Annotated in this window: 20 protein-coding genes and 5 tRNA genes; 21 read left to right on the forward strand and 4 right to left on the reverse strand. The window is 45.7% G+C overall.

The window, feature by feature from the left end:
* The first annotated feature begins 54 nt into the window (after window positions 1-54).
* From KJB35_RS26365 to KJB35_RS26385, 5 genes are all read left to right on the forward strand, one after another.
* Window positions 55-131 (forward strand) — tRNA-Met (locus tag KJB35_RS26365).
* Between the two features lie 30 nt (window positions 132-161).
* Window positions 162-237, forward strand: a tRNA-Gly gene (locus KJB35_RS26370).
* A 36-nt stretch (window positions 238-273) separates the two neighbouring features.
* Window positions 274-349: transfer RNA gene (locus tag KJB35_RS26375), tRNA-Gly, on the forward strand.
* A 36-nt stretch (window positions 350-385) separates the two neighbouring features.
* A tRNA-Gly gene (locus tag KJB35_RS26380) sits at window positions 386-461 on the forward strand.
* A gap of 58 nt (window positions 462-519) precedes the next feature.
* Window positions 520-596, forward strand: a tRNA-Met gene (locus tag KJB35_RS26385).
* A gap of 620 nt (window positions 597-1216) precedes the next feature.
* On the opposite strand, the gene queG is transcribed toward KJB35_RS26385, so the two are convergent.
* Window positions 1217-2344, reverse strand: coding sequence for a tRNA epoxyqueuosine(34) reductase QueG (queG, locus tag KJB35_RS26390; protein ID WP_065274931.1), 1128 nt, complete (start codon window positions 2342-2344; stop codon window positions 1217-1219).
* Between the two features lie 276 nt (window positions 2345-2620).
* Here queG and tsaE point away from each other — a divergent pair, with 276 nt between their 5' ends.
* The 8 genes from tsaE (at window position 2621) to hflC (ending at window position 11768) form a co-directional block, all read left to right on the forward strand.
* Complete coding sequence (gene tsaE / locus KJB35_RS26395) at window positions 2621-3085, forward strand: tRNA (adenosine(37)-N6)-threonylcarbamoyltransferase complex ATPase subunit type 1 TsaE (protein WP_005381372.1); 465 nt, start codon at window positions 2621-2623, stop codon at window positions 3083-3085.
* Window positions 3079-4788, forward strand: coding sequence for an N-acetylmuramoyl-L-alanine amidase (locus KJB35_RS26400; protein ID WP_005381374.1), 1710 nt, complete (start codon window positions 3079-3081; stop codon window positions 4786-4788). The genes tsaE and KJB35_RS26400 overlap by 7 nt, the downstream gene beginning before the upstream one ends.
* An 18-nt stretch (window positions 4789-4806) precedes the next feature.
* Entirely contained in the window at window positions 4807-6819 is a 2013-nt protein-coding gene (gene mutL, locus KJB35_RS26405; protein WP_213908166.1) for a DNA mismatch repair endonuclease MutL, read from the forward strand.
* Window positions 6816-7748, forward strand: a complete 933-nt coding sequence (gene miaA, locus KJB35_RS26410; RefSeq protein ID WP_005381378.1) for a tRNA (adenosine(37)-N6)-dimethylallyltransferase MiaA — start codon at window positions 6816-6818, stop codon at window positions 7746-7748. Before mutL ends, miaA begins: the two co-directional genes overlap by 4 nt.
* Window positions 7749-7942: 194 nt before the next feature.
* Window positions 7943-8206 carry an RNA chaperone Hfq gene (hfq, locus tag KJB35_RS26415; protein ID WP_005381379.1) on the forward strand — a complete coding sequence of 88 codons (264 nt, stop codon included), beginning with the start codon at window positions 7943-7945 and terminating at the stop codon, window positions 8204-8206.
* A gap of 38 nt (window positions 8207-8244) precedes the next feature.
* The gene (gene hflX / locus KJB35_RS26420) at window positions 8245-9534 is read left to right on the forward strand and encodes a ribosome rescue GTPase HflX (RefSeq protein WP_005381380.1); all 1290 of its coding nucleotides are present in this window, start codon (window positions 8245-8247) and stop codon (window positions 9532-9534) included.
* Window positions 9535-9579: 45 nt separating this feature from the next.
* Window positions 9580-10785 carry an FtsH protease activity modulator HflK gene (gene hflK / locus KJB35_RS26425; RefSeq protein WP_017633728.1) on the forward strand — a complete coding sequence of 402 codons (1206 nt, stop codon included), beginning with the start codon at window positions 9580-9582 and terminating at the stop codon, window positions 10783-10785.
* Between the two features lie 2 nt (window positions 10786-10787).
* On the forward strand, window positions 10788-11768 hold the full coding sequence (gene hflC / locus KJB35_RS26430; RefSeq protein WP_005381382.1) for a protease modulator HflC: 981 nt from the start codon (window positions 10788-10790) through the stop codon (window positions 11766-11768).
* A 63-nt stretch (window positions 11769-11831) separates the two neighbouring features.
* Here the strand turns inward: hflC and KJB35_RS26435 are convergent, their stop codons facing one another.
* Entirely contained in the window at window positions 11832-12017 is a 186-nt protein-coding gene (locus KJB35_RS26435) for a DUF2065 domain-containing protein (RefSeq protein WP_005381383.1), read from the reverse strand.
* Between the two features lie 172 nt (window positions 12018-12189).
* On the opposite strand from KJB35_RS26435, the gene KJB35_RS26440 reads away from it, so the two are divergent.
* Window positions 12190-13506, forward strand: a complete 1317-nt coding sequence (locus KJB35_RS26440) for an adenylosuccinate synthase (RefSeq protein ID WP_005381385.1) — start codon at window positions 12190-12192, stop codon at window positions 13504-13506.
* A gap of 216 nt (window positions 13507-13722) precedes the next feature.
* Window positions 13723-14358: a tetratricopeptide repeat protein gene (locus KJB35_RS26445; protein WP_005381388.1), complete on the forward strand. Its 636-nt coding sequence runs from the start codon at window positions 13723-13725 to the stop codon at window positions 14356-14358.
* Between the two features lie 80 nt (window positions 14359-14438).
* On the opposite strand, the gene hmpA is transcribed toward KJB35_RS26445, so the two are convergent.
* The gene (hmpA, locus tag KJB35_RS26450) at window positions 14439-15623 is read right to left on the reverse strand and encodes an NO-inducible flavohemoprotein (protein WP_047103962.1); all 1185 of its coding nucleotides are present in this window, start codon (window positions 15621-15623) and stop codon (window positions 14439-14441) included.
* Window positions 15624-15780: 157 nt separating this feature from the next.
* On the opposite strand from hmpA, the gene nsrR reads away from it, so the two are divergent.
* The 5 genes from nsrR to trpS all read left to right on the forward strand — a co-directional run bounded on the left by nsrR (window position 15781) and on the right by trpS (window position 21573).
* Complete coding sequence (gene nsrR / locus KJB35_RS26455; RefSeq protein ID WP_017633731.1) at window positions 15781-16206, forward strand: nitric oxide-sensing transcriptional repressor NsrR; 426 nt, start codon at window positions 15781-15783, stop codon at window positions 16204-16206.
* Between the two features lie 115 nt (window positions 16207-16321).
* The gene (gene rnr / locus KJB35_RS26460) at window positions 16322-18829 is read left to right on the forward strand and encodes a ribonuclease R (protein WP_258488485.1); all 2508 of its coding nucleotides are present in this window, start codon (window positions 16322-16324) and stop codon (window positions 18827-18829) included.
* Window positions 18830-18899: 70 nt separating this feature from the next.
* The gene (gene rlmB, locus KJB35_RS26465; RefSeq protein WP_005381395.1) at window positions 18900-19643 is read left to right on the forward strand and encodes a 23S rRNA (guanosine(2251)-2'-O)-methyltransferase RlmB; all 744 of its coding nucleotides are present in this window, start codon (window positions 18900-18902) and stop codon (window positions 19641-19643) included.
* A 110-nt stretch (window positions 19644-19753) separates the two neighbouring features.
* The gene (locus tag KJB35_RS26470) at window positions 19754-20440 is read left to right on the forward strand and encodes a phosphoglycolate phosphatase (RefSeq protein ID WP_005382834.1); all 687 of its coding nucleotides are present in this window, start codon (window positions 19754-19756) and stop codon (window positions 20438-20440) included.
* Window positions 20441-20556: 116 nt separating this feature from the next.
* Complete coding sequence (gene trpS / locus KJB35_RS26475) at window positions 20557-21573, forward strand: tryptophan--tRNA ligase (RefSeq protein ID WP_213908164.1); 1017 nt, start codon at window positions 20557-20559, stop codon at window positions 21571-21573.
* Between the two features lie 57 nt (window positions 21574-21630).
* Here the strand turns inward: trpS and KJB35_RS26480 are convergent, their stop codons facing one another.
* Complete coding sequence (locus tag KJB35_RS26480; protein ID WP_172563468.1) at window positions 21631-22005, reverse strand: hypothetical protein; 375 nt, start codon at window positions 22003-22005, stop codon at window positions 21631-21633.
* 543 nt (window positions 22006-22548) lie between these two features.
* On the opposite strand from KJB35_RS26480, the gene KJB35_RS26485 reads away from it, so the two are divergent.
* Window positions 22549-25503 (forward strand): ExeM/NucH family extracellular endonuclease, encoded by a 2955-nt coding sequence (locus KJB35_RS26485; RefSeq protein WP_176311187.1) that lies wholly within the window; start codon window positions 22549-22551, stop codon window positions 25501-25503.
* The last annotated feature ends 31 nt before the right edge of the window (window positions 25504-25534 follow it).

Consider the following 25534-nt stretch of genomic DNA (forward strand, 5'->3'; position numbering starts at 1 on the left):
TGTGTCGCTCCAGTTATATAGTTCTCACGGTACTCAACGGTGACACAATACGGACGCGGGGTGGAGCAGCTTGGTAGCTCGTCGGGCTCATAACCCGAAGGTCGTCGGTTCAAATCCGGCCCCCGCAACCAAATTCCATTAATAGCGACTGCTGTTAATATGCGACACTAGCTCAGTTGGTAGAGCGCAACCTTGCCAAGGTTGAGGTCACGAGTTCGAACCTCGTGTGTCGCTCCAATATATAGCCCTCATCGTGCTCAACGGTGACAAAATGCGACACTAGCTCAGTTGGTAGAGCGCAACCTTGCCAAGGTTGAGGTCACGAGTTCGAACCTCGTGTGTCGCTCCAATATATAGCCTTTATCGTGCTTAACGGTGACACAAGGCGACACTAGCTCAGTTGGTAGAGCGCAACCTTGCCAAGGTTGAGGTCACGAGTTCGAACCTCGTGTGTCGCTCCAGTTTCTTTTTATAAATGAAAGCAAAGCCTTCATCATCAACGAAGATGAAGCACTCGGACGCGGGGTGGAGCAGCTTGGTAGCTCGTCGGGCTCATAACCCGAAGGTCGTCGGTTCAAATCCGGCCCCCGCAACCAAATACAAGACGATAGATTGAGTACTTATTTAGTATACAATTGTTAAGTCGTCTACGGATGCGCCGCTTGATTCAACGCCTGCTTCTCGCAACCAATCACATCGCTCTTTTCATAATGCTGCGAAGCATGAATCCCCAAAAGCTAAACTTTTATCCGCATCATATGATGTCGGACGATTTCGTTTGTGTTTAAAACACGATATGAATCGGCTGACGTACAAGTATGATGAGGCTTCGCGTGTTTTATCTACTTTAATTAACAGAGTTATCCACATACGTCGTTCTGTGGATAAGTTGGTTGATAAAGTGTTTTTAGCTTGACTTTTTATGATGGGGAAGAAAGATCTTTTCTCTAAAGTGAAGTGGAAACAACAAAGAAATATCAATTAAATCTTTGTTATATAAAGAAAAAATAAGTTTTTTGTCGGATCGAGTACGTTAAAATACGATCATTAACTGGTATTTTTTTGATCCTAGTCATTTCTCCGAGCTGTGTTTAACTTTTTTCTGCTAGCTTGTTTTTCTTGAATCTCAAATTTTTTTCCACATTACAAAATTGAGAACAAGGTCATGAATTGAACATGCAAAAGTACTTTCAATCTCTTGCATATAGACTACGCTCTATGCGTCTCTCGGCAGTCCCTTCTCGACTATCCTTATTAAGCGTTGCTTTTTCGTCTCTATAGATGAATTACTCTCAGTGGGGAGTTGATTCAGTTGCTCTGTCAAAGCCCATTTAATGTGCTCATCAAGTAATTTATTTTCACCTTGCCGACTTTCCAGCGCATCTATGATTCGCTGACTATATTCTGCATTACCAAGTGCGACAGCGATGTTACGTAGCCACTGTATATGACCAATACGACGGATAGCGGAGCCTTCCATATTTTTTAGAAAAGTCGCTTCATCCCAGTTAAACATGTCGACGAGGTCAGGGTTTTTGAAACTGTCACGACGGTGGAAATCATCTTGCTCCGTTATGTCGGCGTAGCGGTTCCATGGGCAAACCAATTGACAGTCGTCACAACCATAAATGCGGTTACCCATTGGCTTTCGAAACTCTTCAGGAATCACGCCACCGAACTCGATGGTGAGATAAGAGATACAACGCCTGGCATCGACAACTTTGTCTTCAACGATGGCTTGTGTTGGGCATGATGTAATGCATGCTTTGCATTTACCGCACTGATCAACGCTTGGCTCATCAACGGGTAGTGGTAAGTCGATAAGTAGTTCACCTAAAAAGAACCACGATCCACAGTCTTGATCTAAAATCAGGGAATGTTTCCCGGTCCAACCTAAGCCCGCTTTTTGGGCGAGAGGTCGCTCTAATATTGGTGCGGAATCAACGAAAGGTCGGTAACCATATTGACCAACCTCTTGTTCAATAAGTTTGCCGAGCTTATTTAGCTGCTTTCTGACGAGCTTGTGATAATCGCGCCCTAGTGCGTAGCGGCTAATATAGGCATGACTTTTATTCGCGAGGTTCGAAGCGAATTGAGCCTCTGGTGGCAGATAGTCCATCCGGACGCTGATAACACGAACGGTTCCCGGGAGTAGCTCATGGGGTCTAGCACGCATCATACCGTGACGAGCCATCCAATCCATTGAGCCGTGATAGCCTGCATCAAGCCATTTTTGTAGTGCTGCTTCATGTTCACTCAGATCAACGTCGCAGATCCCAACTTTTTGGAAGCCGAGTTCTTTTCCCCAAACTTTGATTTGTTGTGCGAGTTGTTCGTAGTTCATGTTAACCACCGGAATAAAGGGGGGCGGATCTTAACGGATCTCTGGCTTTGGTGCTACCCAGTTAGGTACGTTTTTGATGTTGTGAATACTGCTTATTGACGTCATTTGCATATATTCTAAATCTAGGTCGATACTAAGATGATTAAGATACCGTTTATTGGATACTTTTTTCGCACATATGACATTTGAAAGCTTGTCTCTCAAAACCAACACGGTTTACTATTCCTGTTCTTTTGATTTTTATATAGTCAACGATCATTAGTTAGAGAAGCATCAATGAGCACGAAACAATTCAATTTAAAAGATGAGCATGAAACGGTTGCACTAGGCACCGCTTTGGCTCAGCTTTGTTCCCAGCAAACCACAATTTATCTGCATGGTGATTTGGGTGCAGGTAAAACAACCTTTAGTCGTGGTTTTGTCCGTGCTCTTGGTCATCAAGGTAACGTGAAAAGTCCAACTTATACTCTAGTCGAACCGTACCAGTTGGATCAGTGGCAAGTATATCACTTCGACCTTTATCGTCTTGCGGATCCTGAAGAGCTTGAGTTTATGGGTATTCGAGACTATTTCACAGACGATGCGATTTGCTTGGTTGAATGGCCTGAAAAAGGGCATGGCTTACTGCCACAACCGGATCTTGATGTAAACATTCGCTACCAAGGTGAGCAACGTGTAGCCGAACTAACAGCTAATAATGATTATGGTGTGCAGTTACTCAGTCGATTGGAGCTATGTTGAGTTTTTCAAATTTTAGAGTAGTGGCGACGTTTGTCGCCACTTTTCTCCTTCTCATCCCCAATTTAGCATTTGCTAACGTCGTTAAGAGTTTTCGAGTTTGGCCTTCACCTGATGAAACACGTGTTGTCATCGATTTAGGCTCGGAAGCTGACTATTCCTATTTCTCTTTATCAGGGCCGGATCGCCTTGTCGTGGATTTAAAAAGCACGACGATGCAGGCCAAACTGCCTGTTACTGTTACGGATAGCCCTGTTTTAAAACTGGTACGAAAAAGCTCGCCTCCAGAGAAGGGCACTTATCGTTTGGTGTTTGAACTAAAAAAGAGCGTTCAAGCGGAATTATTTAAATTAAGCCCAACACCAGGTGGGCAGTATGGTCACCGCTTGGTGATTGATTTACCGCACGGTAAGAAGGCATCGACCTCTAAACCGAGTAAGCCAGCGGCGGCCAGCAAAGACATGAGTTCAGTTCAACGAGCTCAAGAAGTGTTAATTGTTATCGACCCTGGTCACGGTGGGGAAGACCCTGGCTCTATTGGCCCTTCACGTCGTAAGTACGAGAAAGATGCGGTATTGAGTATCTCAAGAAAAATTGCTGCTCAGCTCGATGCGACTCCTGGTATTAAAACGCGCATGACTCGTACGGGAGATTATTTTGTAAACTTAAACCGTCGTGTCGCGATTGCTCGTGAAAATGATGCGCACTTGCTGATTTCCATTCACGCAGATGCGTTTACTTCACCGAAGCCTCGCGGTGGATCGGTCTTCGTACTAAATACTCGTCGTGCAAATACCGAAATTGCTCGTTGGGTCGAGAACCATGAGAAACAGTCTGAGTTATTGGGCGGCTCGGGTAATGCGTTCTTCACGAAGACAAAAGATCGTAACGTGAACCAAACTTTGTTGGACTTGCAGTTTAGTCATTCACAAAAAGAAGGCTATAAACTGGCAACAGAAATCCTAGGTGAGATGGGACGTGTTGCGCACCTGCATAACACCAAACCGATCAACACCAGCCTTGCGGTTTTACGCTCTCCACAGATTCCGTCTGTGCTAGTGGAAACGGGCTTTATTTCTAACCCAACAGAAGAGCGTTTACTGTTTCAACGAGCGCACCAAGATAAGTTAGCTCAGGCTATCACTAAGGCGGTCGTCAAGTACTTAAAAGATAACCCACCAGAGGGTACGGTGTTCTCGCCTTCAGCGAAGCCAATGGTACATATTGTAAAGCGTGGCGAGTCATTATCGGTGATCGCGAACAAATATGGGCTTAGCTCTAAAGCGCTGATGTCGGCAAACAACTTGAAGTCGACAGGCTTGGCAATTGGTCAGAAGCTCAACATTCCTTCTGCTGGTACGATTAAAGTGCCAAGTAAACCGATTACTGTTGAGACAGAAACCATTACGCACAAGGTTAAGTCTGGTGAGTTCTTAGGTAAGATTGCGAATCACTATAAAGTGAAGGTTTCAGATATCCGCCGAGAGAATAACTTGAAGTCAGATACCTTGTGGGTAGGGCAAAAGTTGAAGATAACGGTCGCGGTAAAAGATAAACCGATTCGTAAGCACAAGGTTTCTCGGGGTGAGTTCCTTGGCAAAATAGCGTCCAAATACGGCGTTAGCGTATCGAGCATTCGTAAAGCGAATAACTTACGCTCTGATCAGCTAGCGGTTGGGCAAGTCCTGATCATTCCAAACAAGTAGGTGAGCTCCTAACTCATTATGACGATTAAAATTTTGCCAGCCAGACTTGCAAACCAAATCGCCGCAGGGGAAGTGGTCGAAAGACCTGCTTCTGTGATTAAAGAGCTGGTTGAAAATAGTCTTGATTCTGGCGCAACTCGAATCGATATCGATATCGAGAAAGGAGGCGCAAAGCTGATTCGTGTTCGTGATAACGGAAAAGGTATCGCGAAAGATGAACTCGGCTTAGCGCTCAGTCGTCATGCGACATCTAAGATACATACCTTAGATGATCTCGAAGCCATTATGAGTCTAGGTTTTCGCGGTGAAGCGTTAGCCAGTATTAGCTCAGTCTCGCGTTTGACGCTCACGTCGCGTCCTGCGGCACAAGAAGAAGCCTGGAGTGCCTACTCCGAAGGGCGTGATATGCAGGTGAAGCTTAAGCCAGCAGCGCACCCGATTGGCACTACCGTTGAGGTGTTGGACTTATTTTTTAATACTCCAGCGCGTCGCAAGTTTCTTCGTACGGAGAAAACCGAATTTGCTCATATTGATGAGTTATTGAAACGCATTGCGTTAAGCCGCTTTGATGTCACCATCAATGTGCGTCATAACGGCAAGATCATCCGTCAATATCGCGCGGCGAAAAATCAGCTTCAAACCGAAAAGCGTATTGCTGCTGTCTGCGGTAATGCGTTTGTGCGGCATATGCTCAGAATCGAGCTTGAGCATCAAGGGTTAAAGTTACATGGGTGGATTACCACACCAGAGGGAGCAAGGCAGCAAAGCGATTTACAATATTGCTATGTGAATGGCCGAATGATGCGTGACAAATTAATCAATCACGCGATTCGTCAAAGCTATGAAATGAGCTTAAAGCCAGATCAGTTTGCTGCGTATGTGCTCTTTATTGAGCTAGATCCGCACCAAGTAGATGTGAATGTTCACCCTGCTAAGCATGAAGTGCGTTTCCACCAAGCTCGTTTGGTGCATGATTTCATCTATCAAGCTTTGACGGATGCACTTTCACAAAGCGCTGTGATTGATAAACCACAGGTGAATGAATCGGCATTTCATCGCGTGGAACCGACTGAATCCGAAGAGATTGAGCATTCGCCAGAGCCTGAAAAAGTACAAGAGCCAGCATCTTCACCGGTGCCAGAGCGGGTTTATCAAGCGATAGAGAGTACACCGGCTTATCCTAGACGCAGTGATTATGAAGTGAAGCCTCGTAATAGCGGTCCTAGTGAGACCTCCGTGCGAGAGGCGCGCGTAGTGGAGTCATTCAAACGTAATGATTGGGTGGAATCCAAACCTGCACCAAAGCCAAGTCACAGTAAAGAGCGCCACGTAGAACCAGCGCCAACTAAACAAGAAGTACGCGCTTATCACGAGCTGCTGAAAACGCCAGAGTTTGAGGCTCAGGCAGTCACTCCAATAGCGCCCCAAACGATAACTTCGCACACATCAATGCCATCGATTACTGCATTAGGCAAAGCGCTGATGGTGGTCGATGAACAATTTGTTTTGATGAGCAGTGACAGTGGGGCGGCGTTAGTCTCGTTACCTAGAGCAGAATTTTATCGTGTAAAAGGCCAGCTCACTCCAAGCGATGGTGCACTCAAGGCACAACCTCTGCTTGTTCCTCTATCTATTAAGTTAGAGCCCAAATTAGTGAGACTGGCCCAAGATTATCAACAAGATTTGGCATTGCTTGGTATTCAATTGAAAGCGAGAAACGAGCACGCCTTAATGGTGATGGGCGTCCCAGCTCCGCTGCGTCAACAAAACTTACAAAATTTAGTACCAGATCTGTTATCTTACGCGCAATCTTGTGTGAACGAAGGTATAGCAGCGGCTCAGATGCTGTCTGAGTTGATAGATTGGCTCGCATTACAGGTCACGACAATGAAGAGTCACTATACTTTTTCTGAAGCCATTCAAATTATTGCGGAACTTGAACAGCTAAGACATGGTCAATTGCCATTAGAAGATACAAAATTCGTATCCGCTGTTGATTTCTCTGCCACGATAGCCAAATTAAAACCATGACAGATAAACTACCTTTGGCGCTATTTTTAATGGGGCCAACTGCATCAGGCAAAACTGAGCTGGCGATTCGTCTTCGTCAAAAATTTCCGATTGAGATCATCAGTGTTGATTCTGCTTTGATCTACAAAGGGATGGATATCGGTACGGCGAAACCGGATGAAAAAGAGTTAAGTTTGGCGCCTCATCGCTTGATAGATATTTTGGATCCAAGTGAATCTTACTCTGTCGCCGACTTTCGTCGAGATGCATTGAAAGCGATGGATGATATTGTTGCAGAAGGAAAAATTCCACTTCTTGTGGGTGGAACAATGCTGTATTACAAGGCGTTACTTGAAGGTTTATCACCACTTCCTGCTGCAAATCCTGAAATTCGTCAGCAAATTGAACAAGAGGCATTGACTAAAGGTTGGTCAGTGTTGCACGATGAACTAAAAGAGGTTGATCCTGTGTCAGCCGCGAGAATCCATCCCAATGATCCCCAACGTTTATCTCGGGCATTGGAAGTTTTTCGCATTTCAGGTAAAACTTTGACTGAATTGACTCAAACGAAAGGTGAAAGCCTACCATACCGAGTCAAGCAGTTTGCAATAGCTCCCAAGGATAGGGCAGAACTTCACCGTCGGATTGAACTCCGTTTCGAGAAGATGATGGAAGCGGGCTTTGAAGAAGAAATGAAAGCGTTACATTCGCGAAAAGATCTTCACCCCGATCTTCCTTCCATACGATGCGTCGGTTACCGACAGATGTGGGAGTATTTAGATGGGGAGTGTACACGTGACGAAGCGGTATTTCGTGGCGTATGCGCGACTCGTCAATTGGCCAAGCGTCAAATCACCTGGTTACGCAGCTGGGATGATTTAACTTGGTTGGATAGCGAGAACATTGAACAGGCATTAGAAACGATGTCGGAAGCAATAGCATCTGATTGACATAGCTGTGTATAATGTGATCGTTTTTGCGTGAACGCACTCTCAAAGGATCTGTTGTTGGCGGTTTTTATACTATGCTGCTAATTACTTAGAGTGCATTTTTGATTCGTTTAGCTCAGATGCAAAAGCCGTATCTTTTGCATTGCACCACTAGCTAAATAATTACAACTACAAATTAAATAAGGAAAATAAAAATGGCTAAGGGGCAATCTCTACAAGACCCATTTCTAAACGCGCTACGTCGTGAGCGTATCCCGGTATCTATCTACCTTGTGAATGGTATTAAACTACAAGGTCAGATCGAATCATTCGATCAATTTGTGATCCTGCTGAAGAATACTGTTAACCAAATGGTGTACAAGCACGCGATCTCAACAGTTGTGCCGGCTCGTCCAGTGAGCCATCACAGCGGTGAACGTCCACAAGGTGAGCGTCCACAAGAGAAATCTGAAGATTAATTCTTCATCGAGTATTTTTAAAATAAGGAGTTGATTGCTTGTTTGACCGTTATGAATCCGGTGAGCGAGCCGTACTTGTTCATATCAACTTCACGCAAGAAGGTGAATGGGAAGATCTGGCTGAGTTCGAAATGCTGGTTTCTTCTGCTGGGGTAGAGGCGCTACAAGTGGTAACTGGTAGTCGTCAATCCCCACACCCGAAATACTATGTCGGAGAGGGTAAGGCCCAAGAGATTGCTACAGCGGTACAATCAACTGGTGCCGAAATTGTGATTTTTAATCACGCCCTCTCTCCTGCCCAAGAACGTAACCTCGAAGCACTGTGCCAATGTCGAGTTCTCGACCGCACTGGTCTTATTCTCGATATCTTTGCTCAACGAGCTCGAACACACGAAGGTAAGCTACAGGTAGAGCTGGCTCAACTTCGTCATATCTCTACTCGTTTGATTCGTGGTTGGACACACCTTGAAAGGCAGAAAGGTGGTATCGGTTTACGTGGCCCGGGTGAAACCCAGCTGGAAACCGACCGTCGCTTATTGCGTGACAGAATCAAAGCCATCCTGCGACGCTTAGACAAAGTAGCGAAGCAGCGTGAACAAGGGCGCCGCGCCCGAAATCGAGCTGAAATCCCAACGGTTTCACTTGTGGGTTACACCAACGCGGGTAAGTCGACACTCTTCAACCGTATTACAGAAGCTGGCGTGTACGCGGCTGATCAATTATTTGCTACTTTGGACCCGACTTTACGTAAGATAGAGTTAGCAGATGTTGGTCCTGCCATCTTGGCAGACACGGTTGGTTTTATTCGACATTTGCCACACGACTTGGTTGCGGCCTTCAAGGCAACCTTGCAGGAAACGCAAGAAGCTGACATTTTGTTACATGTTGTTGATGCCAGTGATGAGCGTTTTCGTGAGAATATTCAAGCTGTTCATGAAGTACTAGAAGAGATCGACGCGCATGAAGTGCCGACTCTGGTTGTCATGAACAAAATCGACAATCTAGATTCGCAGAAACCACGTATAGAACGAGACGAGGAAGGCGTACCTCGCGCAGTTTGGGTTTCAGCAATGGATGGGTTGGGCATTGATGTCCTGTTTGAGGCTCTGACGGAACGTCTGGCGTCACAAATGGTCGAGCATCAGTTGCGAATTCCTCCACAGTATCAAGGACGATTCCGTAGTACCTTCTTCCAAATGAAGTGTATTCAACGTGAGGAATATGACCAGGATGGTAACTTGTTGATCGATATTCGAATGCAGCAAGTAGATTGGTCTAGACTTGAAAAAAGAGAAGGGGCAGTTTTGACTGGCTTTATAGTCACTTAAAGGACTGCTACAGTATAACGTCATATCAAATGATGGAGCTTTCTAATGGCGTGGAATGAGCCTGGAAATAACAACGGCAACAATGGCCGCGATAATGACCCTTGGGGTAATAATAATCGTGGTGGCCAGCGTCCTGGTGGCCGAGATCAAGGTCCGCCAGATTTAGATGAAGTGTTCAACAAACTGAGTCAAAAGCTGGGCGGCAAGTTTGGTAAAAAAGGCGGCGGTGGTTCTCCAATCGGCGGCGGTGGTGGTAGTGCAATTGGCTTTGGCGTGATTGCTCTGATTGCTGTTGCGGTTTGGTTTTTCGCTGGTTTTTACACCATCGGTGAAGCAGAGCGTGGTGTTGTACTGCGTTTAGGTAAATACGATCGTATCGTAGACCCAGGTCTTAACTGGCGTCCTCGCTTTATTGATGAGTACGAAGCGGTAAACGTACAAGCGATTCGTTCACTACGTGCATCTGGTCTAATGCTGACCAAAGATGAAAACGTTGTAACAGTTGCGATGGATGTTCAGTACCGAGTGACTGACCCATACAAATACTTGTACCGTGTAACCAATGCAGACGACAGCTTGCGTCAAGCAACGGATTCTGCACTACGTGCAGTAATTGGTGACTCATTGATGGATAGCATTCTAACCAGTGGTCGTCAGCAAATTCGTCAAACTACGCAAGAAACACTGAACCAAATCATTGATAGCTATGATATGGGTCTGGTACTTGTTGATGTGAACTTCCAGTCTGCTCGTCCACCAGAGCAAGTGAAAGATGCGTTTGATGATGCAATCGCAGCACGTGAGGATGAAGAGCGTTTCATTCGTGAAGCTGAAGCATACAAGAACGAAATCTTGCCTAAGGCAACGGGTCGTGCAGAGCGTTTGAAGAAAGAAGCACAAGGTTACAATGAGCGTGTCACTAACGAGGCTCTTGGTCAGGTAGCACAGTTCGAAAAACTACTACCAGAATACCAAGCAGCGCCTGGTGTAACGCGTGATCGTCTGTACATCGACGCAATGGAAGAGGTGTACTCAAGCACTTCGAAAGTGTTGATTGACTCGGAATCAAGCGGCAATCTTCTTTACCTTCCAATCGATAAGTTGGCGGGACAAGAGGGCAAAGCAGATACCAAACGTAAATCGAAGTCATCTTCAACCTATGATCAAATTCAACTTGAGTCAGATCGTACACAAGAAGACACTTCGAACACGCAGTCTCGTTCAACAGGTTCACGTCAAGGGAGATACTAAGAATGCGTAAGTTAATGATCCCTGTACTGGTAATCGCACTGGCATTAATGTTGATGTCTTTGTTTGTGATTCCTGAAGGTGAGCGCGGTATCGTGGTTCGATTTGGTCGTGTCTTGAAAGACAACAACGACATCACTCGAATTTACGAGCCTGGTCTGCATTTCAAGATGCCTTTGTTTGACCGTGTGAAACAACTTGATGCACGTATCCAAACAATGGATGGCCGTGCAGACCGTTTCGTAACGTCTGAGAAAAAAGACGTTATCATTGATACCTACGTGAAGTGGCGTATTGAAGATTTTGGTCGCTACTACCTCGCGACTGGCGGTGGTAACTCGCTAACGGCAGAGGCACTACTTGAGCGTAAAGTGACGGACGTGCTTCGTTCTGAAATCGGTGCTCGTGAAATCAAACAGATCGTATCTGGTCCACGTAACGATGATGTGCTACCAGAAGACGCAAGTGCCGATGTTGTCGCAACTGAAGCGGCTCGTGAGGCGCTTGAGATTGATGGTGAACGCGACCTAATCATGTCTGAAGTATTGAAAGACACGCGTGAAAGCGCAATGAAAGACTTGGGTGTTCGTGTCGTTGATTTCCGAATGAAGAAAATCAACCTGCCTGATGAAATCAGTGAGTCTATCTACCGTCGTATGCGTGCGGAGCGTGAGTCCGTTGCTCGTAAGCACCGTTCTCAAGGTCGTGAAAAGGCGGAAGTTATTCGTGCTCAAGCAGAACTAGAAGTAGCAACTATTCTAGCTGAAGCTGATAAAACTGCGCGTGTGACACGAGGTGAAGCGGATGCTGAAGCTGCGAAGATTTATGCTGAAGCGTACAACAAAGACCCTGAGTTCTTTAGCTTCCTACGCTCGCTACGTGCGTATGAGAAGTCCTTCAGCTCTAAGAGCGATATTCTGGTGCTTGATCCGAAGAGTGAGTTCTTCCAATACATGAACCAGTCGAAGGGCAGCATGGAGAAATAATCTCCGCGTCTCATTGAAATAAAAGGCTCCTTAGGGAGCCTTTTTTGTATCTGATGCTAAGTGTTAGCTCATCATGATGGCGATGACGGCTCCAGCAACTACTAGGCAGCCACCGATGCGTCGTAGCTGATTGTTGGGTTGTTCACTTAATTGAGCCACCATATTCCGCCAACCGTTAGGAGCAATCAGTGGCCCAATGCCTTCCACGATCAAGACGAGCCCAATCGCCAACCATATGGATTCAGACATAGCGCTTTCCAGTCGAATAGAGAAAGCTAAATACTATCAGTGATATGCTGATTTCAAAATGAACAAAGCGGCAAGATGACATTCTGGTAGCGACTCTGTGAACAAAAAATGACTGCAAGAAGTGAGATTCGGTGCTAGAATCCATTTTTAACTAGCAATCAGACTTGGAAAGATGGGAAATAACGTAGTCGTTCTAGGCACCCAATGGGGTGACGAAGGTAAAGGTAAAATCGTAGACCTTTTAACTGAAGATGCAAAATACGTGGTACGCTACCAAGGCGGTCACAACGCAGGTCACACTCTCGTAATTGACGGTGAAAAAACCGTTCTTCACTTAATTCCATCAGGTATCCTTCGCGATAACGTAAAATGTGTTATCGGTAACGGTGTTGTACTATCACCTGAAGCTCTACTTAAAGAAATGAAGCCTCTTGAAGAGCGCGGTATTCCAGTACGCGAGCGTCTTTTCATTTCTGAAGCATGTCCGCTAATTCTTCCTTACCACGTTGCAATGGACCAAGCTCGCGAAATCGCTCGCGGTAAAAAAGCTATCGGTACTACTGGTCGTGGTATCGGTCCAGCATACGAAGATAAAGTTGCTCGTCGCGGTCTACGCGTTGGCGACCTATTCGATATGGCGACTTTCGCAGAGAAGCTAAAAGAAGTCATGGAGTTCCATAACTTCCAACTAGTTAACTTCTACAAAGCGGAACCAGTAAGCTACGAAGAAGTACTTGAGCAAGCGAAAGGCTACGCTGAACTACTAACGTCAATGGTTATCGACGTAACTGACGAACTAGACGCAGCACGTAAGCGCGGCGACAAGATCATGTTCGAAGGTGCACAAGGTACACTACTTGATATCGACCACGGTACTTACCCGTACGTAACGTCTTCTAACACGACTGCTGGTGGTGTTGCTGCAGGTTCTGGTTTTGGTCCTCGTCACATCGGTTACATCTTGGGTATCGCAAAAGCGTACTGTACTCGCGTTGGTGCTGGTCCATTCCCGACTGAACTATACGACGGTTTAGATAAGCAAGATCCAATTGGTAAGCACTTAGGTGAAGTTGGCCACGAGTTCGGTGCGACAACTGGTCGTCTACGTCGTACAGGTTGGTTCGATGCTGTTGCTATGCGTCGTGCAATCCAAATCAACTCTGTATCTGGTTTCTGTCTAACTAAACTAGACGTACTAGATGGTCTAGAAGAGCTAAAAATCTGTACTGGTTACAAGATGGAAGATGGCTCTGTGCTAGAAGTTTCTCCGATGGCTGCTGAAGCATTCGAAAAAGCAACGCCAATCTACGAAACAATGCCTGGTTGGTCTGAGAATACATTTGGTGCTAAGTCACTAGATGCTCTACCACAAGCAGCTCTTGACTACATCAAGCGTATTGAAGAGCTAACTGGCGTTCCAGTAGACATCATCTCTACAGGTCCTGACCGTAACGAAACTATCATCAAAGTTCACCCATTCGAAGCTTAATTGATAGCCGTTAAAGATTGCAAAAGCCGACCTTATGGTCGGCTTTTTTGTATCTGAACAAAAACAGCGTGACTCTCATATGGCAAGCTTTTGCCTCTTAGCCTAAATCAGAGGCAAAAATTGTCTAAAGCTTAGCTGTTTTTTGCCGATAAGGTTATCAAGCAGAGGAGATCCTTCACCGATCTTTGGTTTCTTAGATACCTTAAGGGTACGTTTATGAAGTTACGAACAGTGGCTGCTTCACTGTTGTTGACCTTGGTTGCTACCACAGTGAAAGCCAATGTTGCTGATGTGGGGGCACCAGTTCCGATCTATACCGAAGCAGAGCTGATAAAGCTTATTGAGCAAAATAAGCACTTACAACGTGTGCGCGCTGATAACTGCCAGCTGGTGGAGGATATCGTAGCTCGTGCGACTCGAATTAACTTACCCGCTTATGAATTTCTGTACGGAGATATGTTGGCTTGGGGGGTGTGTGTCGAGCAAGATGTCGAACTGGGTCTTTACTACATCGAAAATGCAGCGCATCAGGGGTTACCAGCTGCACTAGAGCAGATTGGCCGATACTATTCGCGTGGCACTTTAGTACAGCAAGATAAAGAACGTGCAATTCCATATTTGCGAGAAGCTGCGTCAATGGGAAACCTAAACGCGCGTATTCATCTGGCCGAGTTGCTTTTACGTGATTATGGCAGTCCACTCGATTACGAAGATGCGTATCGTTGGTTATATAACTCTGTCACAGCAGATAAGCGGCAGCATAAGCGCATAACTGTATTGAGAAACGGCCTTGAACAGCGCATGCCACAAAACGTTATTGCTCGAGCTAAACGGCGAGACACCTTTTGGTAACGCTTCAATATTGCAAACAACTTCATACAACAAAGCCCACGTCACGTGGGCTTTGTTGTTTTCCCGATAGCTGATAGCGCTTAAACCACTTTGTGTGGACCGAAGCATTCGTAATGGAATTGCTCTTCTGGTACGCCAAGTTCTAATAGCTGTTTCGCTATGTGCTGCATAAATCCTACAGGGCCACAGAAGTACACCTGCACGTTATCTTGCTTTAATGCAGCTTCAATTTCATACAGATTGACAAAGCCCGTGAAGTGGAAGTCTTCACCTAGTTTGTCTTCTGCCGTTGGTTGGTTATACCAAATGAGCGCGTTCATATTTTCTTTTTCTGCAACGAGTTGGTTTACGTGTTGCTTGAAAGCATGCTGTTGGCCATTTTCGGTTGCATGAACCCAGGTTACAGGTGCTTGATGTGCTGAGAGACTTTCTAGCATTGACAGCGTTGGAGTAAGTCCCACACCAGCAGATATTAGAACAACGGGTGTTTGTGGTTCGGCATCCATAAAGAAGTCACCGGCAGGGGCCGCAAGCTGCACTTTTTCGCCAATGTTCAGGCTATCGTGCAGGTAGTTCGACACTTTTCCGCCTTCTTCACGTTTTACCGAGATACGGTAAGTGTTCTCTTGGACCGCAGAAGACAGACTATATTGGCGAATTTCTTGGTTTTCTAACTGGTCACTGTTGATGTAGATGCCAAGGTATTGTCCCGGTTTATACGGCGCCACTTTTTGACCATCGGTTGGCTTGAATACAAAGCTGCAAATGTGTTCGCTCTCAATCTTTTTATCGACTAATTCAAATTCGCGTAGACCGCGCCAGCCGCCTTCCAAAGCTTCATTTTGTTGGTAAATTTGTTCTTCGCGCTGAATAAATACATTCGCAAGTACGCCGTAAGCCTCAGCCCAAGCATCCAACACCTCTTGACCTGGATTAAAAAGCTCATCGATTGTCGCAAGTAAATGCTTACCAACGATTTGGTACTGATCTTCTGTGATCAAAAAGCTCGTGTGCTTATGCGCAATTTTCTCTACTGCGCCAAGCAGAGCTGGCAAATTTTCAATATTGGCAGCATAGGCACAGATAGCGTTGAATAATGCTTCACGCTGATCGCCGTTACGCTGGTTACTCATGTTAAAAATATCTTTCAACTCAGGGTTATGAGTAAACATACGCTCGTAAAAGTGCGCGGTCAGTTTTGGTCCTGTTTCGGCGATGAGTGGTGCGGTCGCTTTGACGATCTCGATAGTTTGATTGCTGAGCATAAGGGCTTCCTACTTTAAGTTGTATTTATAATGCATGTTTAAAGTTGTATCTCAAATGTATCTTTCGATCAAGAAAAGATTTACACTTTTATCGATAGCTCAAGTTTGGGGTTTTAGCATCACCAGCGGGTTATTGAGTCGCACTTTGGGAGAGAATATGCAGTTAACTAGTTTCACTGATTATGCGTTGAGAACCTTAATTTTCTTGGCTTCGTTGCCGGAAGATGAGTTAACCAGCATTACCGAAGTGACGGATTTATTTGGTGTGTCACGCAACCATATGGTTAAAGTTATCAATCGGTTAGGGCAGTTGGGTTATGTCCATACCGTGCGCGGAAAAAACGGTGGTATCCGGCTGATGAAGCCAGCGTCTGAAATCACAGTTGGTGGTGTTGTGCGCGATTTAGAGCCGTTAGATTTAGTCAACTGTGGTGTGGATTTTTGCCATATTACCCCTGCTTGCCGCCTCAAAGATAAATTGGCGAAAGCAAAAAGTGCCTTTCTGGCGGAGTTGGATAACTGCACGATTGAATCCTTGCTCAGTGACAATTCTGAACTTTTGATCTTGCTGGCTCGTCCTTAACTCATTTGCATGCCTAGAGTCGATCTCGATCATTCTTTTTTCAAAGCAATTCTGTAGCTTATCGAGAGACTCAGATATACTAGCCATATACCTTCCTTGCTAGATAGGCGTGCCTATGTCAGACAATATTCCAAACGATCCTTTTGCAGATCGTGAATCCAAAAATTACGAAAATCCAATTCCAAGCCGAGAGTTTATCATCGAGTTTCTAGAGCAAGCGGGCGTTCCAATGAATCGTAACGACTTGTTTGAGGCACTAAAGCTTGAGGGCGAAGAGCAATACGAAGGGTTGCGTCGTCGGCTACGTGCGATGGAGCGAGATGGCCAACTGGTGTTTACCCGCCGTCAGTGCTATGCATTGCCTGAAAAACTTGAAATGGTGAAAGGTTACGTGATTGGTCATCGTGATGGCCATGGTTGGGTACGTCCAGAAGGCAGCGTCGGCAAGGATGATGATATTCTGTTACCGCACCATCAGATGAAGAACATCATCCACGGTGATTTTGTCTTAGTGCAACCGACAGACAACAGCAAGCGCGGCCGCCGTGAAGGACGTTTGGTGCGTGTGCTAGAGGAGCGCAATGATCAAATCGTTGGTCGTTTCTTCCTTGAATATGGATACTCCTATGTTGTCCCAGATGACTCGCGTATCAGCCAAGATATCCTGATCCCAAATGAGTACAAAGCGGGTGCACGCATGGGTAACGTAGTCGTAATTGAAATTACTGATCGTGGCTCACGCTCACGCGGCATGATGGGTAAAGTGGTTGAAGTCCTTGGTGAAAACATGGCACCAGGTATGGAAACACAAATTGCGATTCGTACACACCAAATCCCTCACGAATGGCCAGAAGCCGTCGATAAACAAATCGAAAACTTAGGCGAAGAAGTACCAGAAGAAGCGAAAGTTGGTCGTGTGGATCTACGTGATTTGCCACTAGTGACCATTGACGGCGAAGACGCACGAGACTTTGATGATGCCGTTTACTGTGAAAAGAACAAAGAAGGTGGTTGGCGTTTATGGGTAGCGATTGCTGACGTCAGTTACTACGTTCGTCCTGACTCTGCGTTGGACAAAGAAGCGATCAATCGTGGTAACTCAGTATATTTCCCTTCGCAAGTTGTGCCAATGTTGCCAGAAGTACTGTCGAACGGTCTATGTTCGCTTAACCCGCAAGTAGATCGCTTGTGTATGGTGTGCGAAATGACCATTTCCGATACAGGTAAGCTGTCTGGTTACAAGCATTACGAGGCGGTGATGAACTCGCACGCTCGTCTCACATATAGCAAAGTGAGCGCGATTCTAGAAGGGGATGAAGAACTACGTGAGCGCTACCAGCCGCTTGTTTCTCATCTAGAAGAGTTGCACAAGATGTACAAAGTGCTGAAAGAAGCACGAGATCAACGCGGTGCAATCGAATTTGAAACCGTTGAAACCAAATTTATTTTCAATGCGGAACGTAAAATCGAAAGCATTGAGCCAGTAATTCGTAATGACGCGCATAAGATCATCGAAGAATGTATGATTTTAGCCAACATTGCTTCGGCATCGCTGGTAGAAAAAGCGAAAGAGCCCGCGCTTTATCGTATCCACGAATCTCCAGGTGAATTACGCCTGCAAGGTTTCCGTGACTTCTTAAGTGAACTTGGTCTTGAGCTAAAAGGTGGTTTAGAGCCTTCACCAACGGACTATGCTGATCTCGCACGTCAAATCTCCGGGCGTCAAGATCAAGAGTTGATTCAGACCATGCTGCTACGCTCAATGAAGCAAGCGGTATACAACGCAGATAACGCGGGGCACTTTGGGTTGGCATTGAAACGCTATGCGCACTTTACGTCGCCAATTCGTCGTTACCCTGACTTGTTACTTCACCGTGCAATCAAGTATCTGATTGCTAAAGAAGAAGGTCGTAATCAAGATCGCTGGACACCAACAGGTGGCTATCATTACTCGTTTGACGACATGGATTTTTACGGCGAACAATGTTCGATGACAGAGCGCCGTGCTGATGATGCAACACGTGATGTTGCGGATTGGCTGAAGTGTGAATATATGCAAGACCACGTCGGTGACGAACTAGACGGTGTTATTGCTAATGTCACTAGCTTTGGCTTCTTTGTACGTTTAACGGATTTGCACATCGATGGTTTGGTGCATATTTCTACCCTTGCGAACGACTACTATCAATTTGACCCGATTGGTCAACGACTTATTGGTGAAAGTTTCGGTAACATCTACCGCTTAGGTGATGCAGTAAAAGTAAAAGTACTGGCTGTTAACCTCGATGATAAGCAAATTGACTTTGAATTGGTCGAAACAAGTCGTAAGCTACGCGGCGAAGGTAAGACTGCGAAGAAACGCGCAGCGGAAGCAAAGCGCAAAGCGAAAGATAAAAAACGCGCTGCGACTCGCTCTTCATCGAAGGAAGGTGGCGCGGCTCGTGCAGTTCCTGCGATAGAGCCAACTAAACGCCCAGAAGAAACGGGCGCAACGAGTAAGCGTAATGGCCCAAAACGTGGTGACGCCGAAGGCAACGAGAAGCCTAAAGTGAAAAAAGCACGTAAAAAGAAGCCGCACAGTAAGCCGAAGAAAACCAAGCGCACTAAAAAAGAAGCGCAGTAGTAGGTTGAAGCGCCAACTTAGTTCAAACTTGGTTGGCGCAGGCAATACGACCAGAACAACAGGTTAAACAATGAGTAACGAATTTATCTACGGCATTCACGCAGTGAAGGCGGTATTGGAGCGCGAACCAGAGCGTTTTATCGAGGCGTACGTTTTAAAAGGTCGTCAAGATGATCGCCTAATGCCAATCCTAAATGATCTTCAGGTTTGTGGTGTTTCTATTCAGCAGATGACACGTAAAACTTTGGATGACAAAGCGCGCGGTGCAAATCACCAAGGCATCATCGCTCGTGTGAAACCAGCGAAGCAGCTGAATGAGAACGATATAGATGACATCCTGGCGCAGCACGAATCACCACTGCTATTAGTGTTAGACGGAGTGACCGATCCACACAATCTTGGTGCGTGTTTACGTAACGCAGATGCGGCAGGTGCTGCGGCGATCATCGTACCGAAAGATCGTTCTGCGCCAATGAATGCGACGGTAAGTAAAGTCGCTTGTGGTGCAGCTGAAGTCGTACCATTGATCCGAGTAACGAACTTGGCTCGTACTATGCGTACATTGCAAGAGAAAGGCATCTGGTTTGTTGGTACTGCGGGTGAAGCAACGCACGACATCTACCAAGCCAAACTGACTGGACCCCTTGCTATCGTAATGGGGGCAGAAGGTGACGGTATGCGTCGTCTGACTCGTGAAACCTGCGACGATTTGATTAAGATCCCAATGGCTGGTAGCGTTTCAAGCTTGAACGTATCTGTAGCATCCGGCATCTGTTTGTTTGAGGCAGTTCGTCAGCGTATTGCTGCAAAGTAACGACGAAACAAACAGTTACTGTAGAATCAGACATAATGATAAAAACAAAGGATGGGGTGCCATCCTTTGTCGTTTTCACCGATTTATAAATAAAAATCCTCAGGGAAGTTATGACTCAACAAGACATTAAATTCATCGCCTTCGATCTAGATGGTACTTTGCTTGATAGCGTGCCAGATCTAGCTGTCGCGGCAGACCAAGCAGTACAGGCGCTTGGCTTTCCATCGGTTTCAGAAGAACAAGTTCGTGATTACGTGGGTAACGGTGCAGACGTGCTTATTGGTCGCTCATTAAGCCAAAGCCTGACCATCAACCCGGAGCTGAGTGAAGAGCTTCGTGCTAAAGCGCGTGTATTGTTTGATGATTACTACGAGCAAAGCGGTCACAAGCTAAGTCATCTTTACCCAACGGTAAAAGAGACACTAGCAGAGCTGCACAAAGCGGGCTTTGTTATGGCGTTGGTGACTAACAAACCTTCAAAGTTTGTGCCTGACGTTTTGGAAAAGCACGACATCGCAAAATACTTCGTTGATGTCCTTGGCGGTGATGCATTCCCAGAGAAAAAACCAAACCCAGTAGCATTGAACTGGTTGATGGAAAAGCACCAAATCCAACCAAGTGAAATGCTGATGGTTGGCGACTCGAAAAACGACATTCTCGCAGCAAAGAATGCAGGCTGTGCCTCATTTGGTCTGACATATGGTTACAACCACGGTGAACCTATTTCAGCATCAAATCCAGATTTCGTCGCTGACAGTTTGGCAGAATTATTGGACGTTGTAGCGGTTTCTGCATAACGGCTACAAAAGAGCTTCCAAAATACTCGTTAATGAGTACACTGAGTAAACCGTGCACCTATTACTGCACGGTTTTTTTCATTTAATTAGATTAAGAAGTCAAAGGAATCATTCTAATGAGCAAACCCATTGTATTGAGTGGTGTTCAACCTTCAGGTGAACTAAGTATCGGTAACTACTTGGGTGCTCTACGTCAATGGCAGCAGATGCAAGACGATTATGATTGCCAATATTGTGTGGTAGACCTTCACGCGGTTACGGTTCGTCAGGACCCTAAAGCGCTGCATGAAGCAACTCTAGACGCACTGGCAATTTGTCTGGCAGTTGGTGTTGACCCGAAGAAGAGCACGCTATTTGTTCAGTCACATGTACCAGAGCATGCTCAATTAGGTTGGCTTCTTAACTGCTACACTCAAATGGGTGAGCTGAGCCGTATGACTCAGTTTAAAGACAAATCGGCACGTTACGCGAATGACGTAAACGTCGGTCTATTTGACTACCCGGTGTTGATGGCGGCTGACATTTTGCTTTACGGTGCACACCAAGTACCTGTAGGCAGTGACCAGAAGCAACATCTAGAATTAGCGCGCGATATCGCAACGCGTTTCAACAATATTTACTCGCCAGAGCAGCCAATCTTCCAAGTTCCAGAGCCTTACATTCCGACAGTAAATGCGCGTGTAATGAGCCTTCAAGACGCAACGAAGAAGATGTCTAAATCTGATGACAACCGTAAGAACGTTATCACGCTGCTGGAAGAGCCTAAGTCGATCCTTAAGAAGATCAACAAAGCGCAAACCGATACCGAAACGCCACCAAGTATCCGTCATGATATCGAGAACAAGGCGGGCATTGCTAACCTAATGGGTCTGTACTCCGCGGCGACAGGCATGAGCTTCGAAGAGATTGAAGCGAAGTACCAAGGCGTAGAAATGTATGGCCCATTTAAGAAAGATGTTGGTGAGGCAGTTGTAGCAATGCTTGAGCCAATTCAAGCAGAATATCACCGTATTCGCGCTGATCGTGCTTACATGGACGAGGTAATGCAGCAAGGCGCTGAAAAAGCCTCGGCACGAGCGGCTGAAACGCTTAAGAAAGCATACGAAGCAGTAGGTTTTGTAGCTCGCCCATAGTTGCTAAGAACGAATACGAAAAAGCTCCACTTTGGTGGAGCTTTTTTTATGCCTGTATTACTGAAATGGTGTGTCTTTCATACAGCGTTCCATGTCGTAATATTCAACACGTCCTCGAGCCCCTAGAAAGGCAGACTTCACAACCATGCCTCTATCAATGAAGTAACTAAGCTGTACGCATGATATATCGTAGCTGAGTTCTTTAATTCTCGCTGGAATCCAGTAGGTTCCTGGCGTTCTTAGACGCTGAGTAAAGGTAATAACACCCTCGTCACTGACTTCTAGCTCTTCAATACCATCCAGTTCATTTTTGGCTGATTCGATGATGTCTTGATTCGCCGTAGGTTGAAGTGGCTCACTGGCGGTCAACTGACACCCCGCTATCAAGCCAAGTAGGGAGATAGCTAGCACACTGCGTTGAATTTTTTTCATTTGTCGTTCCTGGGTTTACAGCTAATGAGATCTTATTGTCTCGCGCAGGTGTTATATCTTTTGTGTATGTTTTTGGCTAGTGAGTAATGAAAAGTTATTGAATAAATCATGAAAACTTTGAAGTATGAGGGGCCTGTATAAGAGAGAACGAAGCGAGTAATAGATTCTTGGGCTTGAACAGTGATACAAGTGAAAATTAAAGCATTCTAAATTAGTGACTAATTATATTTTTTATTTGTAACGGAACGGTTGGGTTAATAAGCCACTCAACAAGTGATGTATTTTCTACTCCTTAACATGAAGTGAAAAAGTAAACTGAGTAATCAATCTAAATTCTGACTTGTTTATCAATAGCGCTCTGTATTTATTACAAAAAATGTTTGAATGGGATGCTCTGGCATATTTTCTTATATTCACATGTGATTCATTTCACGGCTTTAATTACTCATTCTTATTTATTTCATAAATAAACCTGATAGTAGACGCAAATGGCAGGCTCTAACCAGAGCTAAGTTTGCATTTACATAAATATCAGGTATGACAATGGACACGTTAATCAAACCCTCAATACTCGCATTAACCATCGCCAGTGCACTTAGTGCAAACGCGAACGCAGAGATTATTATTTCCCAATACGTAGAAGGCGGCGCTTATAATAAAGCGGTAGAGATCGCTAATACGGGTGATACTGCGGTGACACTCACTGGCTACGAGTTGGCGAAATCATCAAACGGTGGTGGTACTTGGGGTAGCACATTCGACCTTAGCCAAGTGACGCTACAAGCTAACCAAGTGTATGTACTGGCGCATGGTGACGCGAGCGATACCATCAAAGCTGTCTCGGATATCACAGATAAAAGCGTTGCGAACTTTAACGGTGACGACCCGATCGCACTGCTTAAAGATGGTGAAGTGCACGACATCATCGGTGTGATGGGTGACGTAGATTTTGGTAAAGACACCACATTAGTTCGTAACAGTGATGCACTAACCCCTTCTGCTACTTATGATGCATCTCAGTGGACGGCATTTGAGAAAGACAACATTGACGGCCTTGGTGAGCTGAATGCGACTGAGCCACCAGCCCCATTCGCCTGTGAAGTAGACGGTCAGCAACCTAAATTCACTACCATTCAAGATATTCAAGGTGAAGGCGACACATCTCCATTCATTGATGGTTACCCATACATTACCGGCGAAGATCACTTCGTAACGGGTGTCGTGACTGCTGTTACTACAGGCTTAACCAAAGGTTTCTACCTACAAGCATTGGAAAGCGACAACAACGACAAGACCTCAGAAGGCTTGTTCATTCATACCGACGCGGCGGACACGGCGCTGAAAGCTGGTGATGTTGTTTGTGTGAAAGGTAAAGTTCAAGAGTATTACAGCAATACTCAGCTTGCTTCTGATGCTAACAGCTATGTGAAAACAGGCACCTCTGAAACCCCTCGAGTTACCGATCTTGTTATCAAAGAAGGTGAGACACTACGTGATGCGCTAGAGCGTCATGAAGGGATGCAAGTTGAGTTAACCTCGGCAAGTGACTTGTTTGTAACTCGCAACTTCTCTTACGACTACGATTCACGTCGTAACAATATGATGCTCTCTCATGAAGCGCCATTGTTAAAGCCGACTCAATTACACGCGGCAGAGAGCGATGCAGCCGTTGAGCTAGCAAAAGACAACGCAGCAAACCGCGTATACCTAGAATCAGATGGCAAAGCACCAAACGGCCAAATCCCATACTACCCAGATTTTGCTAAAGATGCAGACCAAGATGGCTCTTCAGAGCAGCACATTCGCCTTGGTTCTCGAGTAGAAGGTCTTCAGGGTGTCGTGGCTTACAGCTACAACGAATACCGCCTGATTGCGACCAATGAAGTCGATAACACCAACTTTGTGACTTCAGGTGAAGGCTTCGATGTGGCTCGTAAAGATGCCCCAGCGATTGCGGACTCAGATTTGCGTATTGCAAGCTTCAACGTACTGAACTACTTCAACTCCGTGGCTGACAGTGGCCATGAAAACCCAACCGGACAAAACCGTGGTGCGACTAACCTAGATGAGTTCCTGATCCAACAAGCGAAAATCGTTGCGGCGATGAACAAGATGGACGCTGACATCATTGGTTTGATGGAAGTGGAAAACAACGGCTTTGGTGATGGCAGTGCTATCCAAAACTTAGTTGATGCCCTAAATGCTGAGATTGATGACGCTGAAGATCATTACACGTATGTCGAAATCGAAGAGCAAGACAAATACCAAGACGAATACTTTGGCAGTGATGCGATCATGGTGGCGATTTTATATCGTGCTAACGCAGTAACGCCAAAAGACGCTGCAAAAGTGATCATCACGCCAGAGCAGCACATTGCAGAAAACACAATTACTCGTAAAGAGGGCACAGAAAGTAACCCTGCTTACGATAAGTACCAACGCCACAGTCTACTTCAGACCTTTACGGTGAAAGAGACGGATGAAGATTTGTCTATTGTCGTAAACCACTTTAAGTCGAAAGGCTCTGAGTGTATTGAAGAGTGGATTGCCGGTGTAGAAGATTCTGAGCCAGCGGATCTGCAAGGCAACTGTAACAACTTCCGCGTTTCTGCTGCGCACGCAGTGGGTGAAGCGTTGAAAGAGGTGAAAGGCGATGTATTGCTCATGGGCGACCTCAATGCTTATGGCATGGAAGACCCACTTCTGACACTGACTGATTACTCGAAAGAGAAATACGGCCGTGACATTTATACTGCTGCTTACACAACCATTGGTGATGGTGAACTTCAAGTAGAGAAGACCAAAATTGAAAAAGGTTACGGTCTGCACAACTTAAACACGTTGCTGCACGGCACTGATACGTTTTCTTACACCTATTCGGGCGAGCTGGGTAATTTGGACCACGCATTGGCAAGCAGCAGCCTAGCGCAAAAAGTGGTAGCAATTGAAGATTGGCACATCAACTCACTAGAGAGTAACTTGTTCGAATACAGCAGCAAGTACACAGGTGATATGCCGAAGTACAAAGATGCGTTCTCTGCTTCTGACCACGATCCAGTGATCATCGCGATTGATTTACCAGATGATGACATCGATTTACCGAAAGCAGGTGACAACTTAGCAGTCGATGTCCGTTTACCACCAACGGCGGTTGTGGGCGATATTGTTACGGTGAACTTAACGCCATCCACACAAGCGGCTGCGGCAAGCAGCGATACGAAAGCTTACTCGGCTAGCCAAACTTTAGTTCAAGCTGATATTGATGCGCGTAGCGTGAATATTGAGTTTGAACAAACGCCAGAGCAAGGTAATTATCAGTTAGAAGAGAAAGTGACTGACTCGACAGGTAATATCGTGAAGTTTAGCTCTGTTCGTGATGTTTCAATGACGCAAACTGAAGCTGGAACAGAAGTGTCGAAGGATTCAGATGGTGGTTCGTTTGGTTTTGGAGCGCTATTTGCGCTGCTAGGTCTCGGCTTATTCCGCCGTCGCCGCTAAGCGAATTTATTTCCTGATAAACCTTTCCTAA

Origin of the sequence: Vibrio sp. D431a (genome assembly GCF_030248655.1) — a bacterium.
GTDB lineage: Bacteria > Pseudomonadota > Gammaproteobacteria > Enterobacterales > Vibrionaceae > Vibrio > Vibrio alginolyticus.